Genomic DNA, 12,180 nt, shown 5'->3' with positions numbered 1-12,180 from the left:
GGTGGTCCTCCGTCCGGCACGTCCCGGCGGTCCGGGCTGCTGGCCGTTGCTGGGTGGCGTGGGTGGTTGCGGGGTGTCATGCCGACCTCCGGCGACGACATCTGCGCTCGTGGACCTCGTCGTACACCTCCTGGGTGCGCCGCGCGGCGGCGTCCCAGGTGTACCCCTGCACGTCGCGCCGTGCCTGCTCGCCCATGCGTCGTCGCAGCTGGCGGTCGGAGACGAGCGGCGCGAGGGCAGCGGCGACCGAGCCCGGCGCACGCTCGACGAAGGCGCCGTTGCTGCCCTCGCGGACGAAGTCCTCGGTGCCGTTGACGCGGGTCACGACGAGCGGGAGCCCGGCGGCCGCGGCCTCGAGGGTCACCAGCGCGAACGCCTCGTACAGCGTGGGCAGCACGAACACGTCCCCGGCCTGGAACAGGCGATGGACGTGCGACGAGTGGCCGGCGAAGACCACGCGGTCGGCGACGCCGTTGGCCCGCGCCAGCGCTCGGAACGGCTCCTGGTGGTCGCCGCCGACCGCGAGCAGGCGGACGTGGTCGGGCAGCTGGGCAAGGGCCTCGACCACGGGCCCGAGGCCCTTGCGGCGGAACTCCTTGCCCACCCAGAGCAGCACGACCTCGTCATCGGTGAACCCGTGACGGCGCCGCTCCTGCGCGCGTTGCGCCGCGTGGTCCGGTGGGGCGAACAGGGCGGCGTCCACGCCGTTGGGAACGACCGTGATGGCACTGCGGGGAACTCCGTAGTGGTGCTCGATCTCGCGGGCGACACCCTGGGACACGGCGATCACGTGCTGGTACGCGCCGGGTCGGTAGTTCGCGCCCTCGACCCGTAGCACGGCGTGGTGCTGCGGGTTCAGCAGCGCGCGGGTGCGTTCACCGTTCTCCAGCTTCAGCTGCCACCACGCGCGGTGGCAGCTGTGCGCGGTGATGACGTCCTGGCGCCGCAGCGCACAGCCGCCCTGGTTGTGGACGATGTCGTACGCCCGGTAGTCCAGAGCGCGCGTCGCCTGCCGTGAGAAGAGGAGGGCCGTCGCGAACGGCACGTGCACGGGCATCGCGACAGGGTGCCAGGTGAGCGGAGGCTCCGGCCGCGGGTCGATGCGGTGGGCGTACAGGTCCATGTCGGTGCCGCCCGCGGCGATCCGGGTCGCGACCTCGTACGCCGCCCGCTCGATCCCACCGGCGTAGTCGAACGCGTACGCGGCCGTCGCCACTCTCATGCCGTCCTCGCTCTCGCCGGCTCGGGCGACGGGACCGTCGCCGTGCTCTCCTCGGCATGGCGGGAGCGCGCCAGGGCTCCGACGGCGATGCCCGTGACGAGCCACGGGAACGAGGACATCCCCGCGACCCAGAACAGGTCGAACTGACCTTGTGTGAAGCGCATCGCGATGATCGCGATGGCGATCGTGCCGTACGCGGGGCTCAGGGTCCGCAGCCACAGCATCGCGCCGATCGTCAGGGTGACCAGACCGGCGAGGCCGAGGACGCCTGCGCTGCTCAGCATCTCCAGCTCGACGTTGGGCGGCTGGAAACCGGTGTCGGGGAAGCGCGCGGTGTACCACCACCGCAGGCCGACGCCGAACAGCGGCGACTGGTCCCAGATCTCGATCGAGCGGTCGTACCAGGTCAGCCGCTGATGGGCGGAGTTGAAGTTGTTGGACGAGCTCAGCTGCTCGCTCACCACCTGCCACACGAAGTAGCTGAGCGGGACGGTCGCGGCGACCATGAACCAGCCCCGCAGGCCCAGGCGGCGCGAGCGCAGGCTGACGATGAGGATGCCCACGACCACGCTCACCAGAGCCTGCTTGGCCTGCGCTGCGAGGCAGCCGCTGAGGCAGACCACCATGGCCGCACCCGCCCAGCGAGGATTCCAGCGCAGCCACGCCGGACGGGCGTACGTCAGCACGGTGGCGAACGCCAACGCGTTGCCGATGAGGTTCTTGTGCAGCCCGGGCAGGTACACCGGCTCGAACCGCCCGCTCGAGGCGAACGTCGCCAGGGCGGTGACGGAAGCGCACACGCCGATGGCCACGGCCATCACAAGGTAGAGCGACAGGGCCAGGCGCGCCCTGCCCTGCCAGCCGATGACCCACCCGATGACCAGGGCGCCGAGTACGAGAACCAGCTCGTGGACCCACTCGATCACGTTCGCCTTGTACGGGTTGAGCGCCAGGGTCGGGACCAGGCTCGCCTGGTAGACGATGGCCAGCCACACCAACGGGCGCAGCTCGCCCGCCTCCTCCCTGACCACGAGCAGGGCCGCGGGGACGAAGGCGCCGAACAGGACGAGGTCGGAGATGCTGAGCGCTCCTCCGGCACGAGCCATGAGGAACGTGGCGGGGAGGCACAGCACCGCGAGGTAGCCGAGGTCGATCGCGGCGAAGCCCAGCGCCAGCAGCACCGCACCGGCCAGGGCGCCTTCCATCGGGCTACGGACCGAGAGGGCTCCGATCCCGGCGACGACCACGACGGCCAGGACGGTCAGCACGGCCCGCCGGGTCCAGACGCCGACGTCCTCGAGCCACCGCGGCAGCTGCAGCCTGCCCATGTCAGGTCCTCACCTGCCGCCGGAGGGCCGGCGCCAGGGCGTCCACCGCGGCCGACGCCCCGTGCTCGATCTGGTCGGCCATGGCCTTCCAGGCGCCGCGGCGTCGACCGATGGGATCGAGGACGTCGCCCTCGTCGCCGAGCGCGGCCCCGGCCGGACGCGCGGCGCCGACACGGCTCGTCCAGGCCGGCACGTCCTCCTCCGCGCTCGGGCGGTCGGCGGGCGCCAGGGTGGCCAGCTCGGTCAGCGTGAAGGTCCGCGGCCAGGCGGAGGGCTCCTGCGCGGTGACCTCGCGGACGTGGGAGCGGGCCATCGTCACGACGAGGTCGCTGTGCTGCAGCAGGGCCGGGGTCAGCCGGGTGCTGAGGTGCTCGGACAGGTCGTACCCGCGTCGGCGCAACGTCCTGACCCCGGTCTCCGGGACGGGCTGCCCGGACAGCAGGAAGCCGGCCGATCGGACGGTGGCCCGCACGCCGCGCTCGTCCAGCGCCCTCTGCAGCACGGCTGCGGCGTAGGGCGACCGGCACCGGTTGGCCGTGCAGAGCACGAGCACGGTGGCGCTCACGGGGCGACCCGGCGGTCGGGCTGGAGGCCGAGCTCGGCCAGCGTCGGAGCGGCGGCGTCGGCGGGCGACCGGACCGTGACCGGCAGCGGCCAGGGGATGGCCAGCCACGGGTCGTCGTACGCGATGGCGATCGAGTCGGCCGGGTCGTGCTCGCGGTCGATGCGGTAGGAGGTGTCGGCCGGCTCGGTCAGGGCCTGGAAGCCGTGCGCGCAGCCGGCCGGGATGTAGACCGAACGCTGGTGGTCGCCGTCCAGCTCGAAGGACTCCCACCGGCCGTACGTCGGCGACTGCGGCCGCAGGTCGACCGCGACGTCGAAGATCGCGCCGGAGGAGCAGCGGACCAGCTTGGCCTCACCGGCGCCCCCGCGCAGGTGCAGCGCCCGGACGACACCCTTGCGGGAGCGGGAGAGGCTGTCCTGGCAGAACGCGTCGGGGTCGATGCCGGCCTCGCGAGCGATCGCCGCGTCGAACGTGCGGCTGAAGAAGCCACGCTCGTCACGGTGCGGCGTCGGCGTGAGCAGCAGGACGCCCCCGATCGACGTGTGCGTCACCTGCATGCCGGATCCCCCTCCGCCGCGCTGCCTGTACCGGACTGCCCCTCACCCGATTTTCCTACAAGCGGGCGCACCATACACCCGTTTGTGGCTAGATTGTTGATGGCGACCTTGGGGGGATCATGAGAGTTCTGGTCACGGGTGATCGTGGGTACATCGGCGCCGTTCTGGTGCCGCAGTTCCTGGCCGCGGGGCACGAGGTTGTGGGCCTCGACACCGACTGGTACGCCGGGTGCGACTTCGGTCCGCAGGTCAGCGGGTACGAGCAGCGCCACGGTGACGTCCGTGACGCGCGGCCGGAGGACCTGGAGGGGTTCGACGCCGTCGTGCACCTCGCGGCGATCTCGAACGACCCGATCGGTCATCTGAACCCGCAGGCCACCTACTCGGTCAACGCCGAGGGGGCGGTCGCGATGGCCCGGGCGGCGAAGGCCGCAGGGGTCCCGCGCTTCCTGTTCTCCTCCTCGTGCTCGCTCTACGGCGCGGCGGGTGACGCACCGGTCGACGAGACGTCGGCGTTCAATCCGGTGACGCCGTACGGCGAGAGCAAGGTGATGGCGGAGGAGGGGCTCTCGGCGCTCGCGAGCGACGACTTCAGCCCGACCTACCTGCGCAACGCCACCGCGTACGGCAGCTCGCCGCGGCTGCGCGCGGACATCGTGGTCAACAACCTGACCGGCACCGCGCTGACCCGAGGCGAGGTGAGGCTGCAGTCCGACGGCAGCCCGTGGCGTCCGCTGGTCCACGCGGCCGACATCTCCGCGGCGTTCCTCGCCGCCATGGAGGCGCCGCGCGAGGCCGTGCACGACGAGGCGTTCAACGTCGGCCGGGACGAGGACGTCGTGCAGATCCGCACGATCGCCGAGCAGGTCGCCGCGTACACCGGCTGCCCGGTCACGTTCGCCGAGGGGGCCGGCCCGGACACCCGCGACTACCAGGTGAGCTTCGCGAAGATCTACGACCGGCTGCCCGCCTTCCGGCCGCAGTGGACGGTCCCGCAAGGGATCGTCGAGCTCGCCGACGACATGCGCGAGATCGGTCTGACCCCAACGGATTTCGAGGGTGAGCGGTACGTCCGGCTGCAGCGGGTCCAGGCACTCATGGCCGCCGGCCGCCTGGACGACGACCTGCGACTGCGGACGTCCGAGGTCGCGTCGTGAGCGCCCCCACGTGCCGGCTCTGCGGCGCAGAGCTGACGCACACGTTCGTCGACCTCGGCATGTCGCCGCCGTGCGAGAGCTTCCTGACCGCCGACGAGCTCGACCAGGGTGAGACCTTCTACCCGTTGCACGTGCGGATCTGCGGTGATTGCCTGCTGGTGCAGCTGCCGGCGTACCTCTCGGGCGAGGAGATCTTCTCCGACTACGCCTACTTCTCCTCCTACAGCGACTCCTGGGTCGCACACGCGAAGCGCTTCGTCGACACCGCCGTCGAGCGGCTCGGGCTGGACGAGGACGCCTTCGTGGTGGAGGTCGCGAGCAACGACGGCTACCTCCTGCAGCACGTCGTCGCGCGGGGCATGCGCTGCCTCGGCATCGAGCCCGCCGCCAACGTCGCCGAGGCCGCACGCGAGAAGGGCGTGCCGACGGAGGTGCTGTTCCTCGGCGCGGAGACCGGCGCGAAGGTCGCGGCGACCCATGGCCCGGCCGACCTGGTGGTGGCCAACAACGTCTTCGCGCACGTCCCGGACATCGTCGACTTCGCCCAGGGGTTGCGCGCGCTGGTCGCCGACGACGGCCGGGTCAGCATCGAGATCCCGCACCTGCAGCGCCTGATCGAGGGCAACGAGTACGACACGATCTACCACGAGCACTTCTCCTACCTGTCGCTGCTCACCACCCAACGCGTCCTGGCCAGGGCGGGCCTGACGGTCGTGGACGTCGAGGAGCTGGCCTCGCACGGGGGCTCGCTGCGGACGTGGTCCGCACCGACCGAGGGCGCTCCGGAGCCGACCGCCGCGGTCGCCAGGGTGCTGGCGGCCGAGGAGCGGGCCGGGCTCCACAGCCTGGACGGGCACGCCGGCTTCGCGGCCCAGGTCGCGACCGTCCGCAACGACGTCATGGAGTTCCTGATCGGCGCCGCTCGCGAGGGGAAGTCCGTGGTGGCGTACGGCGCCCCCGGCAAGGGCAACACCCTGCTCAACCACTGCGGCATCCGCGCCGACCTGCTGCGCTTCGCGGTCGACCGCAACCCGTACAAGCACGGGCGGTTCCTGCCGGGCACGCACATCCCGGTCCACCCGGTCGAGGCGCTCGACGCGGCGCGCCCTGACTACGTCCTGATCATGCCGTGGAACCTCCGCGAGGAGATCTCGGCGCAGCTGTCGTACGTACGTGACTGGGGCGGCCGGCTGGTGGTCGCCCTTCCACACCTCGAGGTCCTCTGAGAGGACTCGTTCGTCGGAAAGGGGCTGACGACATGAAGGTTGTGCTGTTCTGCGGGGGGCTGGGCATGCGGATCCGTTCCGGACCGGAGTCACTGCCCAAACCGATGGTGCCGATCGGTCATCGACCGGTGCTGTGGCACGTGATGCGGTACTACGCCCACTTCGGGCACACCGAGTTCATCCTCTGCCTGGGGTTCGGCGCCGAGGCGGTCAAGGACTACTTCCTCTCCTACCGGGAGACCGCGTCCAACGACTTCGTGATGTCCCACGGCGGTGAGCAGATCGACATGCTCAGCACCGACATCAGCGAGTGGCGCATCACCTTCGCCGACACCGGTCTGGACACCCCCATCGGCGAACGGCTCCGTCGGGTCCGCCACCACCTGGACGGCGACGAGATGTTCCTGGCCAACTACGGCGACGTGCTCACCGACGCACCGATGAACGACCTGGTCGAGCAGTTCCGCGGCACCGACGCCGTGGCGAGCGTGCTCGCGGTGAAGCCGCAGGACTCCTTCCACGTGCTCAGGATGAACGGCCCGACCAGCGTGACCGGCCTCGAACCCGTCGCCGACATGGACATGCGCATCAACGGGGGCTACTTCGTGCTGCGCCAGGGCATCTTCGACTACCTCGGCGAGAACCAGGACCTGGTGATGGACGCCTGCGTGAAGGCCGCCGCCGACGGGAAGATGCGCGCGACGCCGTACGACGGGTTCTGGGCGCCGATGGACACCCTCAAGGAGCGGGCGTCGCTGGAGGACCTCTACCGCCGCGGGTGCAGCCCGTGGGCGCTGTGGCGCGAGCAGCCCGCGGTCATGAGCGAGCCGCTGCCCCCGCCGGTCGACGTCGCGCTCCCGGCGGTCTGAATGAGCGGCGACGCGCCGGACCCGTACGCCCGCTCCCGGGCCGCTGCCGCGCGGCTGGCCGAGCTGGTGCCGGGTGGTGCGCACACCTACGCCAAAGGCCCCGACCAGTACCCCGCGGACATCGCGCCGATCATCGCTCGCGGCGCGGGCGCGCACGTCTGGGACCTCGACGGCCACGAGTACATCGAGTACGGCTCCGGGCTGCGATCGGTGATCCTCGGGCACGCGCACCCGCTCGTCGTGGATGCCGTCCGACGCCAGGTCGGGCTCGGGGCCAACTTCACCCGCCCGGCCGGGATCGAGGCCGACGCCGCCGAGCGCTTCCTCACCTCGGTGCCGGGTGCGGAGATGGTGAAGTTCGCCAAGAACGGTTCGGACGTCACGACGGCGGCCGTCCGCCTCGCCCGGGCCCACACCGGTCGCGACCTGGTCGCCATCTGCGCCGACCACCCCTTCTTCTCCGTGGACGACTGGTTCATCGGCGCCACCGCGATGCCCGCGGGCATCCCGTCCGCCGTCCGGGAGCTGACCGTCACCTTCCCCTACGGCGACCTGGACGCCACCCGGCGACTGCTCCAGGAGCACGGCGAGCGGATCGCCTGCCTGGTCCTGGAGGCGGGGGAGCCCGCTCCGGGGTACCTGTCCGCGCTGCGGGACCTCGCGCATGCGCACGGCGCGCTGCTGATCTTCGACGAGATGATCACCGGTCTGCGCTGGCACGCCGGAGGCGCTCAGACGTTGTTCGGCGTGACCCCCGACCTGTCCGCCTTCGGCAAGGCGATCGGGAACGGCTTCGCCGTCTCCGCGCTGGCCGGCCGCCGCGACCTCATGCAGCGGGGTGGCCTCGACCACGACGCGGAGCGGGTCTTCCTGCTCTCCACCACCCACGGTGCCGAGACCCATGCCCTCGCGGCCATGATCGCCGTCCTCGACGTCTTCGAGCGCGAGGACGTCGTCGCGCGCCTGCACGCGACCGGTGCCGAGCTGGCGGAGGGCGTGCGAGCCGCGGCCGACGCCGCCGGTGTGAGCGACCACCTGGTGGTGCGAGGACGCGACAGCAATCTGGTGTTCGCAACGCTCGACGGCGACGGTCGTCCGTCGCAGGAGTACCGCACGTTGTTCATGCGTCAGCTCCTGCTCGGTGGTGTGCTCGCCCCCTCGCTGGTGGTCAGCGACGCGACGTCGGCGGCCGATGTCCGTCGTACGGTCGAGGTGGTCGCGGACGCTGCGGTCGTCTACCGCAAGGCGCTCGAGGCGGGCGATCCCACGCCGTGGATGGGCGGCCGATCGATCCGCCCGGTGTTCCGGACGTACGCGTGATGCTGGCCCTCGATCTCGGCGCCGTCCGTCACGTCGTCTGTCTCGGCGCCCATCCTGATGACATCGAGATCGGTTGTGGCGCCACCGTCCTGATGCTCGCGGAAGACGTGCGGCGGGTGGTCCGCAACGTCGTCCTGACCGGATCCGAGGAGCGTGCTCGGGAGGCCGAGCACGCTGCGAAGCTGTTCGGAGCGACCGGGGGAGTGCAGTGCCTCGACCTTCCGGACGGACGGCTCCCGGCGCACTGGGACGCGACGAAGGAGGCGCTCGAGGACGTCGCGCGCGCCGGAGACGCCGACCTCGTCCTCGCGCCGTCCCCCGAGGACGCGCACCAGGACCACCGCCTCATCGGCGAGCTGGCCACCACCGTGTGGCGCGACTCCCTGGTGCTGCACTACGAGATCCCCAAGTGGGACGGCGACCTCGGCCGCCCGACCCACTACGTCCCGGTCGACGACGCGACGGCTCAGCGCAAGATCGACGGGCTGTTCCAGGCGTACCCCTCGCAGCACGGCCGGGACTGGTGGGACGAGGAGATGTTCCGCGGCCTCATGCGGCTGCGCGGTATGGAGTGCCGGGCGCGGTACGCCGAAGCGTTCGTGGTCCGGAAGGCCCTGCTGTCGCTATGACCTCGGCGGGTCAGTAGCGACCGGTGACGTCGGCGTAGAGGTGCTTGACGTCGCTCGCACTGCTGCGCCAGGTGCGCAGGGTCCAGTGCCGTCCGACGGTGGCGGCACAGCGCGCCTTCTCCGCGGCGTCCAGGTCGCAGCGGCGTACGGCGGCGAGCAGATGACCGGTGACCTGCGTGTAACCGAAGACCCGCGCCCGGCGCCGGCTGCCGAGCCAGCGCATCTCGCTGGCGCGGTTACCGCCGTGCTGCTCTCCGTGGTCCCTCAGGTACAGCAGCTGCTCCGGCACACCGACGAACGGGCCTTGGAGGCACAGCTCGGTGAGCAGGATGAAGCCGTCGGACAGCAGCGGCTGGATCCCGCGCGTGCGGCGCAGCGAATCCGTGCGGATGACGCCGAACAGCGCCTGCTCGGCGATGCGGACGTACAGCTGGGCCAGCCGTCGGTGCGCGGGTTCGAGGTCGAGCTGGAGGTCCGCGTCGTCGCGGCCGCCGGTCAGCTGGGACGCCTCGTCGATCGTGAGCACGCGGGGGTGGGCGAGGACGGCGTCGGGATGCGCCTCGAGGGTGCGCACGCACGCCTCCAGGAACGTCGGAGCGCAGCGGTCGTCGTAGAAGGCCCACTTGAACAGCGGCGCGGTCGACTCCTCGACGAGCCGGTTCAGGTTGCGCGGGCCTCCGAGGTTGGTCTCGCTGCGCAGGTAGCGCACCCGGGGGTCGGCGGCCGCGGCGGCACGGCAGATCTGCTCGGTGCCGTCGGTCGAGCCGTTGTCGGCGATCAGGATCTCGATGTCGGTGAGGGTCTGGGCCCGGATCGAGTCGAGCGCCTCGGCGAGGTACTTCTCGCCGTTGTAGACCGGGATGCCGACGCTGAGAAGTGGTGCCATCAGTGCGCTCCTTCGATGAGGTTCCGGCAGGTCGCCCAGTCCGCCTCCATCGCATCGCGCAGCCGGGGGAGGACGGCAGGGTCGGGGCGGGTCCCGTGCTCCAGGGCGTCGTCGAGGGCGGCCAGCACGTCCGTCGCCGCGAAGGAGGACGCCTCGAAGGACAGAGCCGGCACACCGAAGATCGCCATCAGGTCCTGACACTTGCGCGCGTATCCCAGGGACACGGTCGGTTTTCCGAGCTGCAGGGCGATGACGAGGTTGTGGTAGCGGGTGCCGATGACGGCCGCGGCCGGCGAGATGGCCTCGGCCAGCTCTCGCAGCGAGGTGGCTCGCAGGCTGTCCACCCGCTCGTCGCCGCACCGGCGGACGATCAGGTCCATGGTCTCGTCGTCGGCCGAGTCCCCTCCCACCAGGCGCACGCGACGGCCGCGGGCGACCAGCCCGCGGACCAGCTCGGTCACTCGCTCCTCGTAGTCGTACCCGGTGGTGCGCCGGCCGCCGTTGCGCATGACGCCGACGACCACCAGCTCGGGATCGGGGACAGATGCCGCTGCACTGCCCTGTTCGTACTCCAGAAGCAGGGCGAGGTCGCCGCTGACCGCGCCCTGGTCGGGTCGGCCGGTCCAGCCGCGGACGATGTCGCGCGACCGCTCGTCACGGAACGAGGCGTGCGTCACCCGCCGCAACCCGCCGGCGAACAGCCGGCGCGACCACGGCTCCTGCACCGGGCTCGCGCCGGCGCCGATCACCAGGAGCGGCACGCCGTACATCCGGCAGCTCACGGCCAGGCGCCAGAACGACAGCGGCAGCCCGAGCATCCGGGTGCCGAGCTCACCCTCGAACACCCCGGCACCCGGGATGAGGACCGCTCGCGCGGACCGCACCTGCCGCGCTGTCCGGGCGAGGTCCCCCACGCGGAGGGCGACCTTCTCGACCGGCCGCAGCGGACGCGGCGTCCGCTCGTGGCGCGGCCAGTTGATGTGGTCGGCGGTCACGTCGTGCCGCGCCGTCATCCGCTCGGGCACGTAGCACAGGACGTGCACCGCCGCGTCCGGGATGTCCCGGTGGATGAGCGCGAGCAAGGACTCGAACGACGCCTCGTTGCCGAGGTTCGGACCGCCCAGCTCGCCGAACACGACGATCGGACCGGCGCTCGTCCGGTTCCCGCTCTCGACACGGGGTTCGGGGCGGCGCAGTGACCGCGGTGGCCGCGGCTCACGCTCGGCGAAGTCGCGGCCACCCGCCGGCGCGGTCGCGAAGGTGAGCTCGCGCGGCTGGGGGAGCGGGACGTAGAACGTCGGCTGCCAGCCGGATCCGCGTGCCATCTCCCGCAGCTGGGCGATGACCTCCTCGGCGATGTCCCAGGTGAGGACGACCACCTCGTCCGGGCGGTCCTGCAGCAGCTGCTCCGGCGCCATGATCGGCACGTGCGCCCCCGGGACGCGGTGACCGTGCTTGGCGGGCGACTTGTCGACGGTGTACGGCAGGAGGCTGTCGTCGACGTCCGCGAGCGCGAGCAGCACGGCGGCCTTGGACGGGGCGCCGTACGCCGCGACCCGGGAACCGCGAGAACGCAGCTCCACCAGGCGTTCTCGCAGAGCGTTCGTCGCCTTCCGGCCCAGCTCGCCGAGACCATCGAGGGTGTCGACGCGGTCGAGACCGGCGGACCGCTCACGGCGGAGCAGCTCGTCCACGCTCGGATCGACGCTCGGGTCGTCGGCCGCCCGCCGCGCGGAGATGCGCACGCTGCCGCCGTACACCGGGACCATCTCGGCGCGCGTGAGGACGAGCCCGTGGCGTTCCAGGAGCGGCTGCAGCGCGATGCCGGACAGGTAGACGAAGTGGCCGTGCCGGATGGTGTCGACGAGGCCGCCCTCGACCAGCGGCAGGACGTGGAAGAACTCGCACACCAGCACCCCGCCGGGGGCGAGGCGCGCGGCGTGGGCGGCGACCACGGCGTCGAGGTCCTCCTCGTGCATCAGGTAGTGCACGTCGACGACGAGGTCGGCCGGACCCTCGTCCACCGGCCGGAGCCCGCGCTCGACGAACCGGGGCAGCCAGGAGGCGCCGTGCGAGCTGTCCAGCTCCAGGACGCTGTGGCCGGGCGCGAGCCGTTCGTCGGCGACGACGCGCTCCACCGAGGCGGCGGCGTGCGCCAGCGCGGTGTCGGAGTCGACGGCCGACTGCGGCTCCGGCATCGCGCCGCGCACCGCGCCGAGCTGGACCAGGCAGCAGTCGGGGCACATCGCCAGGGTCAGCGGCCAGCGCGGATCCGGCGCCGGGTCGTCGGCGCGGGGAAAGAGGTCGGACGCCGGGACCTCGCCGAGGTCGACGACGACGCGCGGCCGCTCGGACCCGCACGCTCTGCAACGAAGTGTGGCCGGTTCCCCCATGTGCGAGATTCTGCCGTCAACAGGCTCA

Annotated in this window: 11 protein-coding genes; 5 read left to right on the top strand and 6 right to left on the bottom strand. The window is 71.7% G+C overall.

What is annotated here, in order from left to right:
* Window positions 1–76: 76 nt before the first annotated feature.
* The 4 genes from P4R38_RS19765 to P4R38_RS19750 are packed head-to-tail and all read right to left on the bottom strand — an operon-like array spanning window position 77 to window position 3,672.
* Window positions 77–1,222 (bottom strand): glycosyltransferase family 4 protein, encoded by a 1,146-nt coding sequence (locus P4R38_RS19765; protein WP_277193706.1) that lies wholly within the window; start codon window positions 1,220–1,222, stop codon window positions 77–79.
* The gene (locus P4R38_RS19760) at window positions 1,219–2,550 is read right to left on the bottom strand and encodes an O-antigen ligase family protein (RefSeq protein ID WP_277193704.1); all 1,332 of its coding nucleotides are present in this window, start codon (window positions 2,548–2,550) and stop codon (window positions 1,219–1,221) included. Before P4R38_RS19760 ends, P4R38_RS19765 begins: the two co-directional genes overlap by 4 nt.
* A 1-nt stretch (window position 2,551) precedes the next feature.
* Window positions 2,552–3,115 carry an arsenate reductase/protein-tyrosine-phosphatase family protein gene (locus tag P4R38_RS19755; protein WP_277193703.1) on the bottom strand — a complete coding sequence of 188 codons (564 nt, stop codon included), beginning with the start codon at window positions 3,113–3,115 and terminating at the stop codon, window positions 2,552–2,554.
* Window positions 3,112–3,672: a dTDP-4-dehydrorhamnose 3,5-epimerase family protein gene (locus P4R38_RS19750; protein WP_275236742.1), complete on the bottom strand. Its 561-nt coding sequence runs from the start codon at window positions 3,670–3,672 to the stop codon at window positions 3,112–3,114. Before P4R38_RS19750 ends, P4R38_RS19755 begins: the two co-directional genes overlap by 4 nt.
* Before the next feature lie 119 nt (window positions 3,673–3,791).
* Here P4R38_RS19750 and P4R38_RS19745 point away from each other — a divergent pair, with 119 nt between their 5' ends.
* From P4R38_RS19745 to P4R38_RS19725, 5 genes are read left to right on the top strand one after another with little or no spacing between them, the layout of a single operon-like run.
* Window positions 3,792–4,829: an NAD-dependent epimerase/dehydratase family protein gene (locus P4R38_RS19745; RefSeq protein ID WP_275236744.1), complete on the top strand. Its 1,038-nt coding sequence runs from the start codon at window positions 3,792–3,794 to the stop codon at window positions 4,827–4,829.
* Complete coding sequence (locus tag P4R38_RS19740; protein WP_277193701.1) at window positions 4,826–6,055, top strand: class I SAM-dependent methyltransferase; 1,230 nt, start codon at window positions 4,826–4,828, stop codon at window positions 6,053–6,055. Before P4R38_RS19745 ends, P4R38_RS19740 begins: the two co-directional genes overlap by 4 nt.
* A 32-nt stretch (window positions 6,056–6,087) precedes the next feature.
* Window positions 6,088–6,924, top strand: a complete 837-nt coding sequence (locus tag P4R38_RS19735) for a glycosyltransferase family protein (protein ID WP_275236746.1) — start codon at window positions 6,088–6,090, stop codon at window positions 6,922–6,924.
* Window positions 6,925–8,244, top strand: coding sequence for a glutamate-1-semialdehyde 2,1-aminomutase (locus P4R38_RS19730; protein ID WP_277193699.1), 1,320 nt, complete (start codon window positions 6,925–6,927; stop codon window positions 8,242–8,244).
* A complete protein-coding gene (locus P4R38_RS19725) occupies window positions 8,244–8,873 on the top strand; it encodes a PIG-L deacetylase family protein (protein ID WP_277193760.1) in 630 nt (209 codons plus the stop codon). Before P4R38_RS19730 ends, P4R38_RS19725 begins: the two co-directional genes overlap by 1 nt.
* 10 nt (window positions 8,874–8,883) lie before the next feature.
* Here P4R38_RS19725 and P4R38_RS19720 read toward each other — a convergent pair whose 3' ends face one another.
* Window positions 8,884–9,759 carry a glycosyltransferase family 2 protein gene (locus P4R38_RS19720; protein ID WP_277193698.1) on the bottom strand — a complete coding sequence of 292 codons (876 nt, stop codon included), beginning with the start codon at window positions 9,757–9,759 and terminating at the stop codon, window positions 8,884–8,886.
* Window positions 9,759–12,152 carry a polysaccharide pyruvyl transferase family protein gene (locus tag P4R38_RS19715; protein WP_277193697.1) on the bottom strand — a complete coding sequence of 798 codons (2,394 nt, stop codon included), beginning with the start codon at window positions 12,150–12,152 and terminating at the stop codon, window positions 9,759–9,761. Before P4R38_RS19715 ends, P4R38_RS19720 begins: the two co-directional genes overlap by 1 nt.
* Between the last annotated feature and the right edge of the window lie 28 nt (window positions 12,153–12,180).

This window comes from Luteipulveratus flavus (assembly GCF_029439465.1).
Taxonomy (GTDB): Bacteria; Actinomycetota; Actinomycetes; order Actinomycetales; family Dermatophilaceae; genus Luteipulveratus; species Luteipulveratus flavus.
Note: the sequence above shows the minus strand (reverse complement) of the source record. Positions and strands in the feature narration are given on the sequence as shown.